This is a genomic window from Paraburkholderia sp. SEWSISQ10-3 4 (assembly GCF_030464785.1).
GTDB lineage: Bacteria > Pseudomonadota > Gammaproteobacteria > Burkholderiales > Burkholderiaceae > Paraburkholderia > Paraburkholderia aspalathi.
The window spans coordinates 1-21,776 of sequence record NZ_JALPRI010000006.1; the positions used below are offsets into that span (position 1 = coordinate 1).

Annotated in this window: 19 protein-coding genes; 13 read left to right on the forward strand and 6 right to left on the reverse strand. The window is 61.7% G+C overall.

Going from position 1 to position 21,776, the window contains the following annotated elements; genetic code table 11:
* Positions 1-175 precede the first annotated feature (175 nt).
* Both M0D68_RS14915 and M0D68_RS14920 read left to right on the forward strand, forming a co-directional pair.
* A complete protein-coding gene (locus M0D68_RS14915) occupies positions 176-982 on the forward strand; it encodes a DUF72 domain-containing protein (RefSeq protein WP_200652198.1) in 807 nt (268 codons plus the stop codon).
* 113 nt (positions 983-1,095) lie between these two features.
* Complete coding sequence (locus M0D68_RS14920) at positions 1,096-2,214, forward strand: 3-deoxy-7-phosphoheptulonate synthase (RefSeq protein WP_093645047.1); 1,119 nt, start codon at positions 1,096-1,098, stop codon at positions 2,212-2,214.
* Positions 2,215-2,480: 266 nt separating this feature from the next.
* Here M0D68_RS14920 and M0D68_RS14925 read toward each other — a convergent pair whose 3' ends face one another.
* On the reverse strand, positions 2,481-2,759 hold the full coding sequence (locus M0D68_RS14925) for an HU family DNA-binding protein (RefSeq protein ID WP_006049832.1): 279 nt from the start codon (positions 2,757-2,759) through the stop codon (positions 2,481-2,483).
* 601 nt (positions 2,760-3,360) lie between these two features.
* On the opposite strand from M0D68_RS14925, the gene M0D68_RS14930 reads away from it, so the two are divergent.
* Complete coding sequence (locus M0D68_RS14930; protein WP_211706900.1) at positions 3,361-5,328, forward strand: bifunctional diguanylate cyclase/phosphodiesterase; 1,968 nt, start codon at positions 3,361-3,363, stop codon at positions 5,326-5,328.
* 69 nt (positions 5,329-5,397) lie between these two features.
* Here M0D68_RS14930 and M0D68_RS14935 read toward each other — a convergent pair whose 3' ends face one another.
* Entirely contained in the window at positions 5,398-6,126 is a 729-nt protein-coding gene (locus M0D68_RS14935; protein WP_200621169.1) for a DUF899 family protein, read from the reverse strand.
* 268 nt (positions 6,127-6,394) lie between these two features.
* Between M0D68_RS14935 and M0D68_RS14940 the strand changes: the two genes are divergently transcribed.
* Positions 6,395-7,357 (forward strand): LysR substrate-binding domain-containing protein, encoded by a 963-nt coding sequence (locus M0D68_RS14940; RefSeq protein WP_211706901.1) that lies wholly within the window; start codon positions 6,395-6,397, stop codon positions 7,355-7,357.
* 113 nt (positions 7,358-7,470) lie between these two features.
* Positions 7,471-8,721: an MFS transporter gene (locus M0D68_RS14945; RefSeq protein WP_211706902.1), complete on the forward strand. Its 1,251-nt coding sequence runs from the start codon at positions 7,471-7,473 to the stop codon at positions 8,719-8,721.
* Positions 8,722-8,795: 74 nt separating this feature from the next.
* On the opposite strand, the gene M0D68_RS14950 is transcribed toward M0D68_RS14945, so the two are convergent.
* Entirely contained in the window at positions 8,796-9,401 is a 606-nt protein-coding gene (locus tag M0D68_RS14950) for a peroxidase-related enzyme (protein WP_211706903.1), read from the reverse strand.
* Positions 9,402-9,774: 373 nt separating this feature from the next.
* On the opposite strand from M0D68_RS14950, the gene M0D68_RS14955 reads away from it, so the two are divergent.
* The 3 genes from M0D68_RS14955 (at position 9,775) to M0D68_RS14965 (ending at position 12,641) form a co-directional block, all read left to right on the forward strand.
* Positions 9,775-10,794: a VTT domain-containing protein gene (locus tag M0D68_RS14955; RefSeq protein WP_211706904.1), complete on the forward strand. Its 1,020-nt coding sequence runs from the start codon at positions 9,775-9,777 to the stop codon at positions 10,792-10,794.
* A 120-nt stretch (positions 10,795-10,914) separates the two neighbouring features.
* Positions 10,915-11,448, forward strand: coding sequence for a MarR family winged helix-turn-helix transcriptional regulator (locus tag M0D68_RS14960; protein WP_211706905.1), 534 nt, complete (start codon positions 10,915-10,917; stop codon positions 11,446-11,448).
* The gene (locus M0D68_RS14965) at positions 11,445-12,641 is read left to right on the forward strand and encodes an MFS transporter (RefSeq protein WP_211706906.1); all 1,197 of its coding nucleotides are present in this window, start codon (positions 11,445-11,447) and stop codon (positions 12,639-12,641) included. The genes M0D68_RS14960 and M0D68_RS14965 overlap by 4 nt, the downstream gene beginning before the upstream one ends.
* Before the next feature lie 37 nt (positions 12,642-12,678).
* On the opposite strand, the gene speB is transcribed toward M0D68_RS14965, so the two are convergent.
* The 3 genes from speB to M0D68_RS14980 all read right to left on the reverse strand — a co-directional run bounded on the left by speB (position 12,679) and on the right by M0D68_RS14980 (position 15,910).
* Positions 12,679-13,641 (reverse strand): agmatinase, encoded by a 963-nt coding sequence (speB, locus tag M0D68_RS14970; protein WP_093645064.1) that lies wholly within the window; start codon positions 13,639-13,641, stop codon positions 12,679-12,681.
* Between the two features lie 134 nt (positions 13,642-13,775).
* On the reverse strand, positions 13,776-15,269 hold the full coding sequence (locus tag M0D68_RS14975; RefSeq protein ID WP_211706907.1) for an aldehyde dehydrogenase: 1,494 nt from the start codon (positions 15,267-15,269) through the stop codon (positions 13,776-13,778).
* An 89-nt stretch (positions 15,270-15,358) separates the two neighbouring features.
* Positions 15,359-15,910 (reverse strand): cupin domain-containing protein, encoded by a 552-nt coding sequence (locus M0D68_RS14980; RefSeq protein ID WP_054042828.1) that lies wholly within the window; start codon positions 15,908-15,910, stop codon positions 15,359-15,361.
* Positions 15,911-16,347: 437 nt separating this feature from the next.
* On the opposite strand from M0D68_RS14980, the gene M0D68_RS14985 reads away from it, so the two are divergent.
* The 5 genes from M0D68_RS14985 to M0D68_RS15005 all read left to right on the forward strand — a co-directional run bounded on the left by M0D68_RS14985 (position 16,348) and on the right by M0D68_RS15005 (position 21,701).
* Positions 16,348-16,548 carry a hypothetical protein gene (locus M0D68_RS14985; RefSeq protein WP_236062552.1) on the forward strand — a complete coding sequence of 67 codons (201 nt, stop codon included), beginning with the start codon at positions 16,348-16,350 and terminating at the stop codon, positions 16,546-16,548.
* Between the two features lie 307 nt (positions 16,549-16,855).
* Positions 16,856-17,650 (forward strand): gamma-glutamyl-gamma-aminobutyrate hydrolase family protein, encoded by a 795-nt coding sequence (locus tag M0D68_RS14990; RefSeq protein ID WP_093645068.1) that lies wholly within the window; start codon positions 16,856-16,858, stop codon positions 17,648-17,650.
* Between the two features lie 32 nt (positions 17,651-17,682).
* Positions 17,683-19,017 (forward strand): glutamine synthetase family protein, encoded by a 1,335-nt coding sequence (locus tag M0D68_RS14995; RefSeq protein WP_093645070.1) that lies wholly within the window; start codon positions 17,683-17,685, stop codon positions 19,015-19,017.
* Between the two features lie 49 nt (positions 19,018-19,066).
* Complete coding sequence (locus tag M0D68_RS15000; protein WP_211706908.1) at positions 19,067-20,506, forward strand: aspartate aminotransferase family protein; 1,440 nt, start codon at positions 19,067-19,069, stop codon at positions 20,504-20,506.
* A gap of 73 nt (positions 20,507-20,579) precedes the next feature.
* Positions 20,580-21,701, forward strand: coding sequence for a polyamine ABC transporter substrate-binding protein (locus M0D68_RS15005; protein WP_093645074.1), 1,122 nt, complete (start codon positions 20,580-20,582; stop codon positions 21,699-21,701).
* The last annotated feature ends 75 nt before the right edge of the window (positions 21,702-21,776 follow it).

A 21,776-nucleotide genomic window follows, 5' to 3' on the forward strand; every position in this document is an offset into this window, starting at 1 on the left:
GCCGCCCCGCACAGGGGCAACACTAATAGACCACTAACAAAACAAGGAAAGGCACGAAAGCCAGAACAAGACACAAAAACCAGGAACACAGACAAAAAGCGCCGCGAAGGCAAAAACCCTAAAATGCGCTACCCTACCTCTCCCGGCGAAGCCACCATTCAAGAGGCTCAAAAAAATGCCCTCCCCGAAACCCGGCAAAATCCGAATCGGCATAGGCGGCTGGACCTACGCCCCCTGGCGAGGCACCTTCTACCCGTCAGACCTGACACAAAGCCGCGAGCTCCAACACGCGAGCCAAAACCTCACATCGATAGAAATCAACGGCACCTTCTACGGCTTGCAAAAACCTGCAAGCTACGAAAAGTGGTATCAGGAAACCCCCGAAGATTTCGTCTTCTCGCTAAAAGCCCCCCGCTACGCAACAAACCGAAAAGTCCTGGCCGACGCGAACGAAACCATCGAACGTTTCTTCGCCAGCGGCGTGCTACTGCTAAAACAGAAACTAGGCCCGATCAACTGGCAATTCGCTACCACCAAAAAGTTCGACCCCGAAGACTTCGAAGCCTTCCTGAAACTGCTGCCCGCCAGCATCGAAGGGCAAAAACTACGGCACGCCATCGAAGTCCGTAACGACACCTTCAAGACCCCCGAATTCATCGCGCTAGCCAGAAAGTACAAAGTCGCCATCGTGCTGGCAGCCGACAGCGACTACCCGCAAATCGCCGACATCACCGCGCCATTCGTCTACGCCCGCATCATGGGTACAAGCGACAAGGAAGCCAAAGGCTATTCAACCAAGGCCCTCGACGCCTGGGTTGAACGCGCCCGCCAACTCGCCGCGGGCACGACACCGGACGACCTCGAAACATCCGCCGCAGCCCCCGCAAAAACCACGGCGCGCGACGTCTACCTCTACGTCATCAGCGGCTTCAAGGAACGCAATCCGGCCGCCGCCATGGCGCTGATCGAACGCCTCGAATAACGGTCATCCGGCTCACACGCGCGAGTGTCATAATCCCGGCAGCGAATCGACGCATCGACACTCACCCATCGGGCGGTGAGACCACCCCAACATCCAAGGTCCGGGAGACTATTTTGAGCGCCATCGACAATCCTTTGCACGATCAGGAAGTCGGCTCGGCCGACGCCACCCAGGACACCACGCGCATCGACGACGTTCGCATCGGCGCGGTACGTCCGCTGATTTCCCCTGCCCTGCTGCAGGATGAATTGCCTGTGCCGCCGTCGGTGCAGACGCTCGTCGAGAAAACCCGCGCGGAAATCGCCGATGTTCTGCATGGCCGCGACGACCGGCTTGTGCTGATCGTCGGCCCGTGTTCGATTCACGACCACGACCAGGCCATCGAATACGCCCGCAAGCTCAAGGTCGCGGCGCAGACCTACAAGGACGATCTGCTGATCGTCATGCGCGTGTACTTCGAGAAGCCGCGCACAACGGTAGGCTGGAAAGGCTATATCAACGACCCGCGTCTCGATGGCAGCTTCCGCATCAACGAGGGCTTACGTCTCGCACGGCAACTGCTGCTCGACATCAACGGTCTCGGCTTGCCCACGGCCACCGAATTTCTCGACTTGCTCAGCCCGCAATACATCGCGGATCTGGTCGCTTGGGGAGCGATCGGCGCGCGCACGACGGAGAGTCAGAGTCATCGGCAGCTTGCATCGGGGCTGAGCTGCCCGATCGGCTTCAAGAACGGTACGGACGGCGGCGTACAGATCGCCGCGGACGCCATCGTCGCGGCGCACGCAAGCCATGCGTTCATGGGTATGACCAAGATGGGTATGGCCGCGATCTTCGAGACGCGTGGCAATGACGACGCGCACGTGATCTTGCGCGGCGGCAAGAAAGGTCCGAATTACGACAGCGCGTCCGTGGATGCAACCTGCGCAGTGCTCAAATCGGCAGGCCTGCGCGAGCAGGTCATGATCGACTGCTCACATGCGAACTCAGGCAAATCGCATTTGCGTCAACTGGAGGTGGTGCAGGATCTGGCGCAACAACTCTCGCAGCGCGAGCGCCGCATTCTCGGCGTCATGCTCGAAAGTCATCTGGAAGAAGGTCGTCAGGATCTGAAGACCGGTGTGCCGCTGCGTCACGGCGTATCGATTACGGACGCCTGCGTGAGCTGGGCGCAAACCGAACCGGCGCTCGAGACGCTGGCCGAAGCGACCCAGAAACGACGCGCGGGCTGAAACCCGCCGACGCGGCCTGCACGATCTCGCGCTTCCAGTAACCGTCCGATGACCATCACGATGAGCATCAATAAAGGCTGGAACGCGAGCGTGCACGACGCAAATCTGAAGCAAACAACACCACCATAAGCACCACACGCGCCGCACCAATCACCGATAGAACACCCTCACCGGTGTTGGGCAGCGCGTGTTTCCTCACGCCCGATGCATCGGGCACCGCGCACTAAAACAGCGCACGTGGATGCTCCAGCGCGAGGCGCGTTGCATTACGACGCGTTGACGGCTTCCTTGAATGCCTTGCCGGCGGTGAACTTCACCGTCTTGGCTGCGGCGATCTGGATCTCTGCACCGGTCGACGGATTGCGACCCACGCGTGCTGCGCGCGCGCCGGTCGAGAAAGAACCGAAACCGACCAGTTGCACCGTATCACCACCCACCACGGCTTTGGTCACCGCTTCGACGATAGCGTCGATGGTTTGGCCGGTGGCCGCTTTGCTTTCGCCCGTCGCTGCGGCGACTGCATCAATCAGTTCCTGTTTGTTCATAGCACTTCCCGTATGGTAATCATGGAACCGGCGCCACATCTGTTGCGCCGGGACCGACACACTAACGCATAGGCGCGCATTCGCGCAAACCTTGGATGTAAGCCTTGTATCGCCCGCCCAGCGGCAATTTGACGTTTTTTTGTCCCAAAGTGCTATAAGAATCGCGCGCTTACGCATTTCTCCCGCTTTACGGCGCTCCGCGGCGTATCACAATCCGTTGCAATTTCAGTGATTTAGCGGCGGCAAACCGGCTACCACCATGCTTTTTTACGATGTTATGGGGAATCGCAAAAATTGACGATTCAGCACCACGCTACGCCCAGTAATAAAAATCCGGGAAGAATAAAACAATGAAAATTCGCCATATTGCAACATGCGTGGCGCTCGCCGGATGGTCTTGGGGAACCGGAGCAGCCGGCGATACCGCCTGCGTGACGCGGGTCGGCGCGGCACAAATGACTCATCAGCGACTCGCTCGCAGGGTGTATTTACCGCTCATTCAACACGCCTGATTTATTTCCGCTGAGAATTCCCTCAAGGTCTCGCCGACGTTGCCGATATACAAAGCTGCGTGTGCGGCGCAAACGTTACAGGGACGGGCATGGTTCGGTTAGCCAGATTGAGGGAAGCGCTATCGGTCGCGGAAGGCGACCCGGAACTCGTGCGCTCGCAACTTCAGGCATTCGGCCGCCAGATACCGCTGCTTTATTTCATCCTCATCGTCAACACGATGGCCGTGGCCGTCACGCACCTGGGATCGGCGCCGGCGTGGTTGTCCATCTACTTCCCCGGGGCGCTCTGCGCGCTGTGCGTCATCCGTTGCGTGCGCTGGTGGCGTATCCGGCACCGGGTTCTGACGCACGACAAGGCCGTGCCGGAACTGCGCAAACTGATCTGGCTCGCGGGCATCTTCGCCGTCGCCTTCAGCAGCTGGTCACTCTTACTGTTTCCCTACGGCTCAGCCTATGAGCAGGCTCAGGTCGCGTTTTACATGGCAACGACACTGGTCGGCTGCGTGTTCTGCCTGATGCACCTGCGGGCGGCCGCCCTGCTTCTGTTATCAATCGTTATCCTGAGCTTTTCGGCGTACCTGGTCTCCACGCGCTCGCCAGTGTTCATCGCGATGGCCGTCGACATGACCCTGGTCGGCCTCGCACTCGCCTTCATCATCGAGCTGTATTACCGGACCTTTGCCGGCGTGGTGCACGCGCAGCGCGAATTGCAGGTAAGCCAGGAAAAAACGCAAAGACTCAGCGACGACAACTTCAGACTTGCGAGCATCGACAGCCTGACCGATCTGCCCAACCGGCGCAGCTTCTTTGCCTCGCTGCGCGCGCTATCGGAACAGACGCCCGCAGCCGGTGGCGGTTTCAATGTCGGCTTGATCGATCTCGACGGCTTCAAACAGGTTAACGATATCTACGGACATGCAAGTGGCGACCTCGTGCTGCAGGAAGTCGGCGTGCGCTTGCTGGCGCTCGCGGAACCCGGCATCTTCTTCGCGCGCCTGGGCGGCGACGAATTCGGCGTGCTGGCCCAGCACAAACTGCCGAACGAGACGCTCGTCGAGTTGGGAGAGCGCATCTGCGAAACGCTCGGCCAGCCCTATCGGGTCGCCGGCAATGTCGCCGAACTGACCGGAACAATCGGCTGGGCCGCGTTTCCTGAAGCGGGCACGACAGTGCAGCAGGTTTTCGAACGCGCGGACGCCGCCTTGTACGTCGGCAAGGAAAGCCGCCGCGGCACGCCGGTAATCTTTTCGACCGAACATGAGACGCGGATCCGGCGCTCGAGTCTCGTCGCGCAGGAACTCCGCCATGCGGACCTGGAGTCCGAACTATTCCTCGAGTTTCAGCCGATCTACGACGTGCGCACGCAACGTACCATCGGCATGGAAGCGCTCGGGCGCTGGCACAACGCGCGGCTAGGCGCGGTCAGGCCAGAGGAATTCATTCGGATTGCCGAGCGTACCGATCTGATTCTGCGCGTCACCGAAGTGCTGCTGCGCAAAGCCCTTGACGAAGCATCCCGCTGGCCGGCCGATCTCTATCTGTCGTTCAATCTCTCCGCGATCGATATTTCGACTTCGCCGCGCGCTCGCCGCCTGGTCGATATCGTGCTGGCGAGCGGCGTGCCCGCGCATCACGTCAACTTCGAGATCACGGAAACCGCGGTCACGCGCGATTTCGAGCAGGCCCACTGCTCTCTCACGATGATCAAGCAAGCCGGCTGCCGTGTCTCGCTCGACGATTTCGGCACCGGCTATTCGAGCCTCAGCTACGTGCATCGCCTGCCCTTCGATACGATCAAGATCGACCGCAGCTTCATGACCGACGTGGATTCCAATAGTGCGTCGAAGAAGATCGTCAAGTCGGTGCTCGATCTGTGCAGAAACCTCGGACTGGAATGCATCGTGGAAGGACTCGAGACGTCGTCGCAAGCCGACGTCGTCAAGGCGCTGGGCGCTCGCGCGCTGCAGGGCTATCTGTTCGGCAGGCCGATGCGGGCAAGCGCCGTCCCGGCCTATTTGCAGACCATGCTCGGGCAGGGTGACGTCGTCGAGACGTAGAGCCCTCATCCCCTACCTCGTGCGAATCAGCACTTCAGGCGCACCGCACACCTGCATGAAACCGCACGACTAACGCGGCGCAGTGTCGTACTCCAACTCCGGATACCAGTCGCTGCCGCGGCCGCCGGGGGTCATGTCGAGCACCGTCCAGATCGGCATCACATCGGGGGCGCCGCGCGGATCCTGACCCGGGTCCGCCGTCGACGGTCCCATTTCCTCGGCCCAGAAATGCCGCACCGTACCGGCTGAACGCGTGAACACGTTGAAGGCGGGATTGTCGCCGCCATCCGGAACTTCGGCGGCGTAGTCGCGGTTGAAGGTATTGCCGCCCGACGAATACAGCCGCAGGTGCCGCCAGCCGCGCTCTTTCTTGAAGGCCACCAGCTTGTCGATCGGCGAGCGGCCGATCACCGCAAAAGCCACGCGTTGCAAGATGTCGGGCATTTCGCCGTCGTACGCGCTCAGGAGCGAAGTGCACATCGAACAGGGGCGCTCGCGCTGCGGGCCGAACATCCAGTTGTAGGTGACGAGGGTGTCATGCGCGCCGAACATTTCGGATAGCGTCACCGGGCCCGCCTCCCCCTCGAAGAGATAGTCCTGCGGCACGATACCGCCGGGCGGCAGCGCACGGCGCTGCGCGGCCACGCGTTCGATGTGACGGCGTAATTCGATTTCTTCGGCCAGCAGGTCGTTGCGCGCGCTGCGATATTCGGCGCTCTCGCCAGGAAAGCGGGCGGGCGATTCGGCCAGCAGCCGGGCCGGTTTCAACGCTTGTGCAGATGGGTCTACATCATTCATCAGCCACCTCCTGTTGCGGTAACAAGGATTAAGGGCGCGATAGCGGCACGGCATGGCGCGACGCGGCTGCGAGCGCATCTTTTGCCCTTATATAGCCACGACGAACGGCATGCCGGCGAATCGACAACGTCAGCGAAATATTTTGCTGGCCCGTCCGCGGCGGTAATCGAACCCTCATTGCAAGGTATCCTTTCCCAAAACAGCATGCGCGCGCCGGCGTACTTTTGCACCGTCACGATGCCCGCCGCGCCGCCTTTGAGGATGCCCTATGCCGCTTCGTCTGCCTCCTCTGCCCGCGCTTCGTTTTTTCGAAGCGGCCGGCAGGCATCAGAGTTTCAAGCTCGCCGCCGCGGAACTGAGCGTCACGCCGAGCGCGATTAGCCACGGCATCGTCGGCCTCGAACAATCGCTCGGCGTCGAACTGTTCGTGCGCGAGCCGCGCGGAATTTCGCTGACGACGGCGGGCGCGGACTATCTGTCGTACGTATCCGAAGCGTTTTCGCTGATCGCGATCGGCACGCAGCGCCTGCCGAACCACCGCGCGAATCGCCCGATCGCGCTGAGTTGCGCGCCTACGCTTGCCTCGCGTTGGCTGTTGCCGCGCCTCGCCGCCTTTCGCGCACGCTGGCCGGCTGCGAACGTCACCGTCGATACCTCGCACCGTCAGGTCGGCTTTCCCGTCGACGGTTTCGATTTCGCCATTCGCCTGAGCCGCGCTCCGGTCGCGGGGACCGCGTGGACGCGTCTGTTCGGCGAACGCCTGGTGCCAGTGTGCAGCCCGGCGTACGTGGACAATCTGCGCGACGCGCATGGCAACGTCGATCTGCGTCACGCGACGTTCATTCACGTGAACTCGGCGAGCGAGGACTGGCAGGCGTGGCTCGACGGGGTCGCCATCGATGGGACGGCTATCGACGGCATCGACCTGAACGACGGCTTGCGTGTCGACACGATCCAGCTCGCTTTCGAAGCCGCGAGCATGGGCCTCGGCGTCGCGCTCGGCAGACGGCCGCTGGTCGACCGCGATCTCGCAAGCGGCGCACTCGTCGAGGCCAGCCCACAAACGATTGACTCTTCCACGGCGTATTGGCTGGTGAGCGCGCAAAACACGGATAGCGCGGAGAATCGCCCGGAACTGTCCGACTTCAAACGGTGGCTGCTCAGCGAGGCTGAACCGTTCGCCAATCCACCCGCTGCTGCCGATTCGGAATTGCACCGCGCCGACCACTAAACCCTGCCCACCCTCTGTCTGGACAGGTGAGCGGCGCTCACCCGTCGTCAAAATCTTTTCTTTTGCCGCTTCTGACGCTCGCTGCGACCATGGTGTCCAAGGAGATCAGAACCATGTCCACGTCAAATAGCAAACGCCTCGCCATCCCCGTGAGTCAAACGACGCTCGTGATCATCGCCGGCGCGCTGATTCTGAGCGCCGCCATGGGCATCCGGCAGACCTTCGGTCTCTTCATCGGGCCGTTCTCGTTCGACCGCGGGCTGCCCGTTACGCTGATCGCTTTCGCCATCGCGCTGCACAACCTGGTATGGGGTTTCGCGCAACCGTTCGCGGGCGCGGCAGCGGACCGTTATGGCTCGGCGCCGGTGGTCGCGTTCGGCGCGACGACGTTTGCCGCGGGCCTGGGCGTCGCGGCGGTTGCGCCATCGGGTCCGATGCTGATTGTCGGGATGGGTCTGCTGGTCGGCATCGGCGTGAGTTGCACGACGTTCGGCGTGGTGTTGCCGGCAGTCGGCCGCATCGCTTCTCCGGAAAAGCGCAGCATGGCGATGGGTCTCGTCAGCGCAGGCGGCTCGGCGGGACAGGTGCTGATGATCCCGCTCGTGCAGAGTATTCGACTCAGCTCAGGCATCGCCACCTCGCTCTTCGTGCTGGCCTTCCTGATGCTGCTGATCGCGCCGCTCGGCATGGTGCTCGACCGGCGCGCGAGTGTCGGCATGCAGGTTCAGGAGCCGCCCGCTGCGCCGCTTCGCAAGGTATTCGCACAGGCGATCCGGCATCGGGGCTATCGACTCCTGACGCTCGGCTTCTTCACTTGTGGATTTCAGCTCGCGTTCATCGCCACCCATCTGCCTGAGTATCTGACGCTGTGCCATATGCCTGTCGGGCTTGGCGCCACAGCGCTCGCGCTGATCGGCCTGTTCAATATGGCAGGCAGTTGGGGATGCGGATGGCTCGGCGGCCGGTTCCGCCAGCACCATGTACTCGGCTGGCTTTACCTCATTCGAAGCGCGACGATCGGCGCGTTTTTTCTGCTGCCGAAGACCTCCGCTTCGGTCGTGATCTTCGCGGCGGTGATGGGGCTGACCTGGCTCGGGACCGTGCCGCTGACGAGCGGACTCGTAGCGAAAGTATTCGGCACTCGGCACCTCGGCAGCCTCTTCGGCGTCTGCTTTCTGAGCCACCAGATCGGCTCGTTTCTCGGCGCGTGGCTAGGCGGCCTGGTGTTCGATCTGACCGGGTCGTATTCGCTGCTGTGGGAAGCGACGGTCGTTGCAGGACTCGTCGCGGCGATGCTGCACTTCCCGATCGACGACAAGGCCGTCAGCACGCCAGCAATCCGGTCCGAGCCGGCGGCTGCGTGAAGGGTCCGGTGCGAGCGAGCCTGCGAAAGCAGGTATCCGCACGCACCGCGGGTCCGCTACTCGCATCTCCAATGCTATTTTCGCGGCGCGTCCGCCGCCGCTTTCGGCACACGGCCCATCAGATAGAACTCGTCGTTCGGCCGCATTGAAATGACGTTGGCCATCCGGTTCGACAAACCGAAAAATGCTGTGATGGCCGCGATATCCCACACGTCTTCATCCGAAAAGCCATGCTTACGTAGCGTCTGAAAATCGGCATCGTCGACCGTGCCGGATTCGCGGCAGACCTTTAGCGCGAAGTCGAGCATCGCCTTCTGACGCGCCGTGATATCCGCCTTGCGATGGTTGACGGCCACCTGATCCGCAAGCAGCGGCGCCTTCTCATAGATACGCAGAATCGCGCCGTGCGCGACCACGCAATACAGACACTGATTCACAGCGCTCGTCGCGACGACGATCATCTCGCGCTCGCCTTTGCTGAGGCCGCCCTCTTTCAACATCAACGCGTCGTGGTACGCAAAAAAAGCGCGGAATTCATCCGGCCGGTGCGCCAGCGTCAGAAATACGTTCGGGACAAAACCGGCTTTCTCCTGCACTTCGAGGATGCGGGCGCGGATGTCGTCCGGCCACGCGTCAGGCTCAGGCACGGGATAGCGGCTGATCGGCTGAAGGTTTGCCATGTTGTGTCTCCGTTGTATCTGTATGTGCACGACGATTGTAGCGAACTTCGACCCGCTGCCGTCCCGGTCAATCTGGCGTTTTGCTCTGTGCTGGGCGGCGGCAGGGACAGGCCGCACAGGGCGCCGCAACACGGACAATCGCTCCATTCCCTTAAATTTTTGCGGGTACTCAGCCCGCCCCGCAGCGCCATTTCGTCAACCTGTGCTTAAATCCGAAATGCGTGCTGATGCGTTCGTGCCGCGGGCCAGCTGACCGAGCCATGCAGTCAGCCGCTGACCGGCAGGAACCGGCCACGCATGACGTGTTCACAACGCACGCGGTCCGGGCGCCGACTGTTCAAGATCCCTTCACTGCATCAACAGGAGCGTGGTTGTGTGGCATTTTCCGGTTGCTATTCCACCCTCGCTGGGCGTGTGGGCCGTATTCATGAGCGTCCTCGTCACGCAACTCGGCTTGCCGATTCCCGCAGCGCCGATGCTGATCCTCGGCGGAACCATGGCCGCCATGGGACAAACCTCCTACGCCAGCGTCATTGGGGCCGCCGTCTGCGCCACGCTGCTGGCGGACTCGCTATGGTTCTTCACCGGACGAGCCTACGGCCGCCGCTTGCTGAATCAACTGGTGCGCTTCTCACTCTCGCTCGACACCACCGTCCGCGTCGCACGCAATACCTATGAACGGTACGGCGCGCCGATTCTGACCGTCGCCAAATTCCTGCCGGGGCTCGGACTGATCTCGGCGCCGCTGCTCGGCACCACGCCAATCAACGTCGGCGTGTTTCTGCTGTGGGATTTTGTCGGCGCGATGCTGTGGGCCAGCGTGTGGGTGATCGGCGGCGCCGCGCTTGACGATCAGATCGTGCAACTCGTTCTGCTCGTGCGCCATCACGGTGGAACGATTTTCGACGCGTTCGCGGCGATCTTCCTCGCCGTGCTCGTCTATCGCTACGTGCGCCGCTGGCAGTTTCGCCGCTGGCTCGCGCATATACGCATTTCGCCGGACCAGCTCGACGAAATGATGAGGTCCAATGAGCCGCCACTGATCCTCGACGCCCGGCCGCACAGCATCCGCGCGAAAGAATCGCACCGGATTGCGGGCGCGCAGTTGCTGGACCTCGATTCGCCCGAGCCCCTGCATCCCGACTTGCTGAAGCGGCCAATTGTCGTCTACTGCGTCTGCCCTAACGAGGCGACGGCCAAGCGGATCGTCAATCAGCTGCATCGAAAGAATATCCATCACGTCCGCGCGCTCAAGGGCGGCCTCGACGCGTGGGAAAAACGCGGCTATCCGGTCGAGCCGCTGCCGCCCGACTTCGAGACGGCGATGGCCCATATGGCGGAAGACGAGGGCAACGAGGGCGAATACACCGTGCGGGCACGATTGGCGAAGTGACAGCAGGTGCCTGAACCCCGCCCGCCCGAGCATAACGAGCCGGAAATAAAAACCGCTTGCGCATCCCCTTCAATGTGTGCACTATGCATATATGCACGTTGCACACATTGAGGTATTGCTATGACGCAGCGCACAGAAAACCTGCTTGGCGTGCTCGCCCTGCTGGTCACGGACGAGATGAACGCGCAGCCTACCGTGGCCGCGCTCGCGGGCCCCACTGCCCGCGCCATGCTCAACGCGGTCGGTCAATATCCCGATTCATCCATTGAAGTATTACGCGAGGCGGTCGATCTTTCGCATCCGGCCGCGGTCCGCGCCGTAGCGGGCCTGGTGGAGGCCGGCCTCGTCGAAAAGAAGTCCGGCACGGATAAACGTTCCGTCGCGCTTGCCCTGACCGCTTCCGGCAAGCGTGAAGCCAAACGCCTGCAAACGGCACGCGACCAGATGCTCCAACGCATCGTCGGGCAGCTCGACGAGCGCGAACGCGACGTGCTCGAAAACCTGCTGATCAAGATCCTGTGGAATGAAACCCGCGATCCGGCGCACGCCATGCAACTGTGCCGCCTTTGCGACGACGGCCCCTGCCTGAAAGCCGGCTGCCCGGTCGAATGCCGCGAACAGGGTCTGCCCATGCCTGCGCGGAGCGGCACATGAATACCGTCGCGCCGGTGCGCTGGCCGGCGATCGCCGCACTGACCACGGTCTCGGCGCTCTCGCAGATCGGCCAGTTCGGCATCGGCTTCATGGTGCTGCCGGTGTGGCTCGCGCAGCGTGGCCTCGACGCACCGCGCGCCGGCCTCTTCTCCGCTTCGCAATGGACCGGCATGCTGGCCGGCTTGTTGATCGCGCCGTGGTTGATGGAGCGGATCGGTGCGAAGCGCACGGTATCGCTCGGTCTCGCCGCCACAGTGCTTGCGTTCGCAACGATGAATGCGCTGTGGTGGCCGTTGTGGCTCGTGCCCGGTCTGTTGACAGGGCTCGGCATTGGATTGCGCTGGATCGCCAATGAAACGTGGCTCTATCGGCTCGTGCCGGCTGAGTCGAGCGGACGTGTAGTGGGCGTGCACGAAGCGCTGATTGCCAGCGCCGGTGTCATCGGTCCGGCGTTGGCTGTGTGGTGTGCAGTCGACGGGCGGATTACGTTCGCGGCCGGCGCGGCCTTCACGTTTGCGGCTGCCCTTCCGCTGTGGCTGACTGCGTCGGACGACAGGCCCGCTGCTGTTAAACCAGCACGGCCTGCGCGAACAGGCAGCGCAGCGAAAAGCGCCCCAATCGGCCCAATGGTCAGCCTCGGCATGGTGGTCGTCGCGGCAGGCGGCATCGGCGATGGCGCGCTCTATGGGCTCTTCCCGCTGTTTGCCGACGCTCGCGGCCTCAGCACCACACAAACGGCCACGCTACTCACGCTATTCGGTGTCGGCGGCATGGCGCTGCAATTTCCGGTCGGCTGGTTTGCGGATCGCGCGGGCCTGGCGGCCACGGTGATCGTCTGCGCCGCGCTCAGCACGCTGGCGATCTGCGGTTTCGCGCTCGCCGCGCCCGCCTCATGGCTCGCGGACGCGAGCGCACTGCTGCTCGGCGGCATGAACAGCGCGTACATCACACTCGGCATGGTCGCGGCGGCATGCAGCGATAAGGCATCGCTCACGCGCAACATGCGGCTGGTATCACTCACCTTCACCGCGAGTTCGATCGTGGGGCCGCTCATTGCCGGGTTCGCCATGAAAGCACGCGGCAGCGACATGCTGCTGTGGCAACTGGCGATCATGAGCGGCGCGCTCGTTGTCTACACGCTCGGCTTGCGCGAAGGCCGGCGTCAGCCCGATCGATCGTCGTCGATGGGCTAACGCCTGCACTGCGCCGCTTCAAGACGATTGAACGTGCCTAGCGTTCAGCGACCTTCTTCTGCCGCCAAAGGCACAACAGATCACAGGCGATATGCGCGGCGGCAATCGCCGTGATCTCACTCTGGTCATAAGCGGGCGCCACCTCCACCACATCCGCGCCCACCAGGTTCAACGCACCGAGTCCGCGCACGATGGCCAGCCCCTGCGCCGACGACAAACCGCCCGCCACCGGCGTACCCGTGCCCGGCGCGAACGCCGGATCGAGACAGTCGATATCAAAGGTCAGATATGCGGGCCGCTCGCCGACAATCGACGTAATCCGCTCCACCGCTGCTCGCGTGCCATGTTCGTGGACCCATGCGGCGTCGAGGATATTGATGCCCATGAAGTCGTCGTTCCACGTGCGAATGCCGACCTGCACCGAAGTCTTCGGATCGATCAGACCGTCTTTCACCGCCTTGTAGAACATCGAACCGTGATTCAGGCTGTCCGGGCTGTCGTCGGCCCAGGTATCGCAGTGGGCGTCGAAATGGATCAGTGAGAGCGGCTTGCCGTACTTCTCCGCATGCGCGATCAGCAGCGGATACGTAATGTAGTGATCGCCGCCGAGCGTCAGCATTTTCGCGTCCGAACGCAGAATCGTGCGCGCATGTTCGACGATCGATTCCTTGATCGTCATGGGATTGTGCGCGTCGAACCAGCAGTCGCCGTAGTCCGTCACGGCGAGATCGTCGAACGGATTGAAGCCCCACGGATAGGGATGCAGCTCCGACAATTGCACGCTCGCCGCGCGCACCGCCGCCGGGCCAAGACGTGCGCCTGAACGGAAGGTGGTGGCCAGATCGAGCGGCACGCCGGAGACCACGACGTCGACGCCGTCGAGTTCGCGGGTGTACTTGCGGCGCATGAACGACAACACACCCGCATAGGTGTTTTCGATCGACGAGCCATAAAGCGATGGACGACGGATCGCGCCGTCGCCATAAACGAGTTCAGTCATGGGATGACCTGATACCTAAACATGCCGGAGCCGCACGCGGGGCTTCCAGGTAATGCGCGCAACGTCCGGCCTCGGATTCATTGGGAACGCGACGGCGTTTCTTTCAAACGCCGCCGCGCTGGCTTGCGAATCCTTTAGCGCAGCCGAACGAGCGTGGACTTCAGCTCGGTGTACTTCTCCAACGCGTGCAACGACTTGTCACGGCCGTTACCCGATTGCTTGTAGCCGCCGAACGGGAAGTTCATGTCCCCGCCTTCGTCGTAGCAATTGACCCATACCGTACCGGCGCGCAGCTTGCGCGACACTTCATGCGCGGTGGTGAGGTTCGAAGTCCAGACAGCGGCGGCAAGACCATACTCGCTGTCGTTAGCGATCCTGATCGCCTCTTCAACCGTGTCGAACGTGATCACCGACAACACCGGCCCGAAGATTTCCTCGCGCGCAACCTTCGCGCCGGAAGCCGGGATTTCGAAGATGGTCGGCTCGATATAGAAGCCGCCGGTCTCCTGCTTGACGCGCGAACCACCCAGCAGCAGCTTCGCTTCGGCACGGCCCGCTTCGATATAACCGAGCACGCGTTCGAGTTGCACGTTATCGACGATCGCGCCCATCGAGGTTTGCGGGTCGAGCGGATTGCCCGGTGTATAGCTGCGCGCGGCGGCAATCAGCTTGTCGAGGAACACGTCCTTGATGTCTTTGTGCACGAGCAGGCGCGAACCCGCGGTGCACATTTCGCCCATGTTGTAGAAGATCGCGCCGGCCGCCGCATTCGCCGCGCGGTCGAGGTCGGGGCAATCGGGCATCACGATGTTCGGCGACTTGCCGCCGAGTTCGAGCCACACGCGCTTCAGGTTCGATTGACCGGCGTATTGCATGATCAGCTTGCCGACGTTGGTCGAGCCGGTGAAAGCGAGGCAGTCCACGTCCTGATGCAGTGCCAGCAGCTTGCCCGGTTCGCCCGCGCCCGGCACTACGTTGAACACGCCGGCGGGGATGCCCGCGTCCAGCGCGAGTTGAGCGAGGCGAATCGCGGTGAGGGGCGACTTCTCCGAAGGCTTCAAAACCACGCTGTTACCCGCGGCCAAAGCCGGGCCGAACTTCCACGACGCCATCAGGATCGGGAAATTCCACGGCACGACTGCCGCAACCACGCCGATCGGCTCACGCGTGACGAGGCCCACCAGATGATGATCGGCCGGCGCGACTTCGCCGCCGACCTTGTCGATGGCTTCAGCAAACCACTCGACGCAATAGGCCGCGCCCGGCACGTCCACCGAGGTGGTGTCGGCGATCGGCTTGCCTGCGTCCAGCGTCTCGAGCAGCGCGAGTTCGTCCATATGCTCACGGATCGACGCGGCCCAGCGCAGAAGGATCGCCTTGCGCTTGCGAGGGTTGAGGCCGGACCACACACCGGAATCGAACGCGCGGCGTGCAACTGCCACGGCGGCGTCGACATCCGCCGCACCGCTGTCAGCCACCTTGGCAAGCAGCTTGCCGTCGATCGGGCTCAGGCAGTCGAACGTGCGGCCGCCTGCGGCGTCACGATACTCGCCGTCGATAAACGCACGGCCTTCAATCGAAAGCGTAGCGGCTTTGTCTTGCCAGAAAGCGAGAGATTTCTTGTCCATCAGGATGCCTCAATGTTATGCGCTCGACGCACGCCGGCTCCGACTTCAAGCGGCCTGGAACTGCGTCGCGGCGCGTTGGCGCGGAGTCTTTAGAACGTGGGCGGCGAATTGGCCGACACGATCTCGCAGAGATGCTCCGCGCTGGGATTGCGAAAACGATGCGGTAGACGGCTTTCGAAGTAATAGCTGTCACCAGGGTCGAGCAGCCACGTCACGCCATCTACTGTCAGTTCGATCTGACCGCTGACCACCACCCCGCCCTCGTGCCCTTCGTGCTCCAGCATTTCCGGCCCGGTATCCGAGAGCGGCTGATAGACCTCGCGCAGAATGCCCATGTTGCGGTCTTTCACACTGGAGCCGGCGAGATAGAACTCGATCGACTCATTGCCGAGATTCGGCATGTCGGCGCGGCGCGACACAACCGAGCGCTCCACCTCCACTTCAAAAGTGAAGAACTCGGCGAGACTCATCGGTATGCACTCAAGCAGTTTCTTCAGCGATCCAACCGACGGACTCACCCGGTTCTGTTCGATCAGCGAGATCGTGCCGTTGGTCACCCCCGCCCGTTTCGCCAGCTCACGCTGGGACAGACCATTCTTCTTACGGATGTACTGCAGGCGGGTCGCAACTTCTATGGACATCGCTAGGTTCTCTGACATGGGAGACGATCGGGCGCGTGGACTCGGGCAACGTGTGCCCGCGAGTGTTGAATATTCTAATCACTTTAATCGTTGCGCCGCTGGGGAAAACCCTGAAAGGATTCCGAAATATGATTTGCGCAACGAATGTTCCCAATGACCCGGATTCCAGGGACACCCTCGGGAAAGCCCTGATAAATCTTTTATAAAAATGATTTGACGGCATTATTGGCTCGTATACGATGGTTCTCAGGCGATCGTCATGCCGACGTCACGAAACACGAACGTGTGTTTCTGACGCAGCGAACCCGGTTCGCAACGGTCAGAGACGGTCATCCCAGCGTCATGTTTCTTTAAACGCCCTGTGCGTTTTTCGAGCAAGCGTTCAATACTTTCAACGTCGCTAGTCGAGTGTAATCGTGAGAGTCCGAGGCCCTTTGGTGAGATGGAATCGAAGTCAGGCGAGTTGTCCTCGCGCTGACGGCGCCATCGCCGACGGCAGCAACGGCAGCCTTGCGTTCCGCCGCTTCCTGTCCGTCTTCACGATCCTGTCCCGCCGTTCAGTTCGACGTCACAACTCCATCTCCGCGCGCGCCTTCATTGCTGTGCGCACGGACGAAGTCGCCTCGCTGCTGCCGTAGCGCCTCCCCCTTTTCCGTCGTTCGATTCGTCCGTTTGCGTGAACGCGCTCTCTTGAGCCATGCGTTTGTGCGTGTGCGGTGCCGTCTGCCGCCTATGCACTTCATGCGGATCAGATTAGTTAGTTGCGCACCGCAACGGGCCGAATCGAACGACACATCTAATTACCACGCGCGGCGCGTCCCGCTGACGACGACCGCCTGCACTACCCGGTGGCCTGACGCCTTGCGTCCGGCTGCGGAATGTTGCCGCGCCGTGTTTAACGTTGTTCATGCCGCGTCCCGCGGGGAACATACACGTCTATCTGATATGCGAAACAAACCTCTCGTCGGCATCAGCGCCGACAGAACGATGATGGGAGTCCACCCGTCGCACGTCACCGGCGAGAAGTACATCGCCGCGATCGTGGACGGCTCGCAGGCACTGGCCATGTTGCTGCCGGCGCTCGGCGAGCGTCAGTCCACCGAGGACGTGCTGGCTACTGTCGACGGCTTACTGTTCACCGGCAGCTATTCGAATGTCGAGCCGCACCGCTACGGCGGCCATCCCAGCGCGCCGGGCACGCTGCACGACGCCGCACGCGATGCGACGACGCTGCCGCTGCTGCGCGCCGCGATCGCCGCAGGCGTGCCGGTGCTGGCGGTATGCCGGGGCTTTCAGGAAATGAACGTGGTGTTCGGTGGGACGTTGCATCAAAGCGTTCACGCGGTGGCCGGGTTGAACGACCATCGCGAGAACAAGGAAGACGACCTCGACGTGCAATACGCACCGTCGCATTCGATCACGCTGGCGCAGGGCGGCTTGTTGCAGCGCCTCGCGGGCGGCACGAATGAAGCGCGTGTGAATTCATTGCACGGTCAGGGCGTCGAGCGGCTGGGCGTGGGTCTGGTGGCAGAAGCCACCGCGCCGGACGGATTGATCGAAGCGGTGAGCGTGAAAGATGCGCGTGCCTTCGCGCTGGGTGTGCAGTGGCACCCGGAATGGAAGCATGCCAACGACGCGCTTTCCACCGCGATCTTCCGTGCCTTCGGCGAAGCCTGCCGCGATCGAATGCGCACCAAGGCCGGCTATGGCGCGGCATCCGCCGCTGCCACGCATGCCTGAGCCGGTCGCGCACCAAAACTGAGAGAATAACCATGCATGAAATCGACGACTTCCTGAAGAAGAACCGCGTCACCGAAATCGAAGCGATCATTCCGGATATGGCCGGGATCGCACGCGGCAAGATCATTCCGCGCAGCAAGTTCGAATCCGGCGAATCCATGCGCTTGCCGCAGGCGGTGATGATCCAGACCGTCACAGGGGACTATCCGGAAGACGGCACGCTCACCGGCGTCACCGACCCGGACATGGTCTGCGTTCCCGACGCCAGCACCATCCGCATGATTCCGTGGGCCGTCGATCCGACCGCCCAGGTGATCCACGATTGCGTTCACTTCGACGGCACGCCCGTCGCCATCTCGCCGCGCCGTGTGCTGCGCCGCGTGCTGGAACTGTACAAGGCCAAGGGCTGGAAGCCGGTCATCGCGCCGGAACTCGAGTTCTACCTGGTCGACATGAACAAGGACCCCGACCTGCCGCTGCAACCGCCGATCGGCCGTACGGGCCGTCCGGAGACCGGCCGTCAGGCGTACTCGATCGAAGCCGTCAACGAATTCGATCCGCTGTTCGAAGACATCTATGAATACTGCGAAGTCCAGGAACTGGAAGTTGACACGCTGATTCACGAAGTCGGCGCCGCGCAGATGGAAATCAACTTCATGCACGGCGATCCGCTGAAACTCGCCGACAGCGTGTTCCTGTTCAAGCGCACGGTGCGTGAGGCCGCGCTGCGTCACAAGATGTACGCGACTTTCATGGCCAAGCCGATGGAAGGCGAACCGGGCTCGGCGATGCACATGCACCAGAGTCTCGTGGACGAAGAAACTGGCCACAACCTGTTCACCGGTCCGGACGGCAAGCCCACCACGCTTTTCACGGGCTATATCGCGGGCCTGCAGAAATACACGCCGGCACTGATGCCGATTTTCGCGCCGTACATCAACTCGTATCGCCGCCTGTCGCGTTTCATGGCTGCGCCGATCAACGTGGCATGGGGTTACGACAACCGCACGGTGGGTTTCCGGATTCCGCATTCGGGCCCGGCTGCGCGGCGCATCGAAAACCGCATTCCGGGCGTGGACTGCAACCCGTATCTGGCGATTGCCGCAACGCTCGCGGCCGGCTATCTCGGCATGACGCAAAACCTCGAAGCCACTGAGCCGCTGCTCAGCGACGGTTACGAATTGCCGTACCAGTTGCCGCGCAACCTTGAAGAAGGTTTGACGCTGATGGGCGCTTGCGAGCCGATCGCCGAAGTACTCGGCGAGAAATTCGTCAAAGCCTACCTCGCACTGAAAGAAACCGAATATGAAGCGTTTTTCCGCGTGATCAGTTCGTGGGAACGCCGGCATTTGCTGCTGCACGTCTAAGATCTATTTCAACGACGTCGCCCGCAAACGCAAAAAAATTGGAGGCAGTATGAGCTACAGAACAGAAGAAGTCGCTTACGTGCAGCCGGCCCAACCCGCCGCCAGCGCACAAGCCACACAACAGAAACGCGGCACCGCCGAATACCGCGCGCTCGACGCCGCGCACCACATCCATCCGTTTTCGGATATGGGTTCGCTCAATCGCAGCGGCAGCCGCGTGATCGTCAAGGCACAGGGCGTGTACCTGTGGGATTCGGACGACAACAAGATCATCGACGGCATGGCCGGTTTGTGGTGCGTGAATGTCGGTTATGGCCGCAAGGAACTGGCCGACGCAGCGTACCGTCAGATGCAGGAACTGCCCTTCTACAACACCTTCTTCAAGACGACGCACCCGCCGGTGATCGAACTGTCGGCCCTGCTCGCCGAGCTCGCGCCGGAACCGTTCAACCACTTCTTCTATTGCAACAGCGGCTCGGAAGGCAACGACACCGTGCTGCGCATCGTTCACCAATACTGGGCGACGCAAGGCAAGCACTCGAAGAAGTTCGTCATCTCGCGCAAGAACGGCTATCACGGTTCGACGATCGCGGGCGGCACGCTGGGCGGCATGGGCTACATGCACGAACAGATGCCCTCGAAGGTCGAGAACATCGTGCACATCGACCAACCGTATTTCTTCGGCGAAGCAGAAGGCAATCTGACGCCGGAAGAATTCGCTCTGGCCCGCGCGCAGCAACTCGAAGCGAAGATTCTCGAAATCGGCGCGGACAATGTGGCCGCCTTTATCGGTGAGCCTTTCCAGGGCGCGGGCGGCGTGATTTTCCCGGCCTCGACGTATTGGCCGGAAATCCAACGCATCTGCCGCAAGTACGACATCCTGCTGGTCGCCGACGAAGTGATCGGCGGCTTCGGCCGGACCGGCGAATGGTTCGCGCATCAGCACTTCGGTTTCGAACCGGACCTGATCACGCTGGCCAAGGGCCTGACAAGCGGCTACGTGCCGATGGGCGCGGTCGGTCTGCACGATCGCGTCGCCAAGGCGATCATCGAAAATGGCGACTTCAATCACGGCCTCACCTACTCCGGCCACCCGGTGGCCGCGGCAGTAGCGGTAGCCAATCTGAAGCTGCTACGCGACGACAAGATCGTCGAGCGCGTCAAGACCGACACGGGTCCGTACTTCCAGAAGAAGCTGCGCGACACCTTTGCCAATCACCCGATCATCGGTGAAATCTCCGGCGCGGGTCTGGTCGCCGGTCTGCAACTCGCAGAAGACCCGAAAGCACGCAAGCGTTTTGCTAATGGTGGAGAAGTCGGCACGATCTGCCGCGACTTCTGCTTCAACGGCAACCTGATCATGCGCGCCACCGGCGACCGGATGCTGCTGTCGCCGCCGCTCGTGATCAACAAGCTGGAAATCGACGAGATCGTTGCGAAGGCCAAATACGCCATCGACGCGACCGCACAACAACTCGGAATTTCGTAACGGCAGTTCGTTCCGGCATGAGCACACCCACGATACGCGCCCATGCCGGTTCTTCACATCAAGGGAAAAAACCATGAGCGTTTGTCATCTTCGTCATGCGGTCGCGGGGGCCGCGCTTCTCGCCTTCACGGGTTTTGCGGCGTTGTCGGTTACGCCGGCCCTTGCGGCCGACACGGAACTGAATGTGTACAACTGGTCGGACTACATCGCGAAGGACACGATTCCAAACTTCGAGAAGCAGGACGGTATCAAGGTCAAGTACGACAACTACGATAGCGACGATACCTTGCAGGCCAAACTGCTCGCGGGCAGTTCCGGTTACGACATCGTGGTGCCGACGTCGAACTACATGGCCAAGCAGATCCAGGCCGGCGTGTATCAGAAGCTCGACAAGTCGAAGCTGCCGAATCTGTCGAACCTCGACCCCGTGTTGATGAAGATGATTTCCGACGCCGATCCGGGCAACCAGTACGGCGTGCCCTGGGCTTACGGTACCGACGGTATCGGCTACAACGTCCAGGCCGTGCAGAAGGCACTCGGCGCCAATGCGCCGGTGGACAGCTGGGCCCTCGTGTTCGACCCGGCCAATCTGTCGAAGCTGAAAGGCTGCGGCGTGTCGTTCCTCGACCAGGCTGTCGACGTGTTCGCCGCGACGCTGCAATACATGCATAAGGATCCGAACAGCACGAACCCCGCCGACTATCAGGCCGCGTTCGAAGTGCTGAAGAAAGTCCGCCCGTACATCACCCAATTCAATTCGTCCGGCTACATCAACGACCTCGCTAACAACGACATCTGCGTCGCGGTGGCATGGTCCGGCGACGTCGGCATCGCCAGCCGCCGTACCGCGGAAGCCAAGCGTTCGTATCAGGTGAAATTCTCGAACGTCAAGGAAGGCGGTCTGCTGTGGTTCGACGTGATGGTGATCCCGAAAGACGCACCGCATCCGGAAGCCGCGCTGAAGTGGATCAACTACATCGAAGATCCGAAGGTCAACGCAGCGATTACCAATGAAGTGTTCTACCCGACCGCGAACAAGGCCGCGCGCCAGTTCGTCGTTCCGGGTGTCGCACAGGACACGACCGTTTATCCGGGCGATGAAGTGTTGAGCAAAATGACACTGATGAAACCGATGCCCACCGACATTCTGCGCCTTGAAAATCGACTTTGGGCGCAGCTTAAAACCGGCCATTGATTAAGCCAAACTAAAAAGAATCGATCCCGCGCTCAGGGATCGCTCGAACCCTGAGCGCATGAATGGCAGTAACGG

Excerpts from the sequence above, each read along its gene's own strand:
- M0D68_RS14915 (WP_200652198.1), top strand. The coding sequence starts at position 176 with ATGCCCTCCCCGAAACCCGGCAAAATCCGAATCGGCATAGGCGGCTGG.
- M0D68_RS14925 (WP_006049832.1), bottom strand. The coding sequence starts at position 2,759 with ATGAACAAACAGGAACTGATTGATGCAGTCGCCGCAGCGACGGGCGAA.
- M0D68_RS14930 (WP_211706900.1), top strand. The coding sequence starts at position 3,361 with ATGGTTCGGTTAGCCAGATTGAGGGAAGCGCTATCGGTCGCGGAAGGC.
- M0D68_RS14935 (WP_200621169.1), bottom strand. The coding sequence starts at position 6,126 with ATGAATGATGTAGACCCATCTGCACAAGCGTTGAAACCGGCCCGGCTG.
- M0D68_RS14940 (WP_211706901.1), top strand. The coding sequence starts at position 6,395 with ATGCCGCTTCGTCTGCCTCCTCTGCCCGCGCTTCGTTTTTTCGAAGCG.
- M0D68_RS14945 (WP_211706902.1), top strand. The coding sequence starts at position 7,471 with ATGTCCACGTCAAATAGCAAACGCCTCGCCATCCCCGTGAGTCAAACG.
- M0D68_RS14950 (WP_211706903.1), bottom strand. The coding sequence starts at position 9,401 with ATGGCAAACCTTCAGCCGATCAGCCGCTATCCCGTGCCTGAGCCTGAC.
- M0D68_RS14960 (WP_211706905.1), top strand. The coding sequence starts at position 10,915 with ATGACGCAGCGCACAGAAAACCTGCTTGGCGTGCTCGCCCTGCTGGTC.
- M0D68_RS14965 (WP_211706906.1), top strand. The coding sequence starts at position 11,445 with ATGAATACCGTCGCGCCGGTGCGCTGGCCGGCGATCGCCGCACTGACC.
- speB (WP_093645064.1), bottom strand. The coding sequence starts at position 13,641 with ATGACTGAACTCGTTTATGGCGACGGCGCGATCCGTCGTCCATCGCTT.
- M0D68_RS14975 (WP_211706907.1), bottom strand. The coding sequence starts at position 15,269 with ATGGACAAGAAATCTCTCGCTTTCTGGCAAGACAAAGCCGCTACGCTT.
- M0D68_RS14980 (WP_054042828.1), bottom strand. The coding sequence starts at position 15,910 with ATGTCCATAGAAGTTGCGACCCGCCTGCAGTACATCCGTAAGAAGAAT.
- M0D68_RS14990 (WP_093645068.1), top strand. The coding sequence starts at position 16,856 with ATGCGAAACAAACCTCTCGTCGGCATCAGCGCCGACAGAACGATGATG.
- M0D68_RS14995 (WP_093645070.1), top strand. The coding sequence starts at position 17,683 with ATGCATGAAATCGACGACTTCCTGAAGAAGAACCGCGTCACCGAAATC.
- M0D68_RS15000 (WP_211706908.1), top strand. The coding sequence starts at position 19,067 with ATGAGCTACAGAACAGAAGAAGTCGCTTACGTGCAGCCGGCCCAACCC.
- M0D68_RS15005 (WP_093645074.1), top strand. The coding sequence starts at position 20,580 with ATGAGCGTTTGTCATCTTCGTCATGCGGTCGCGGGGGCCGCGCTTCTC.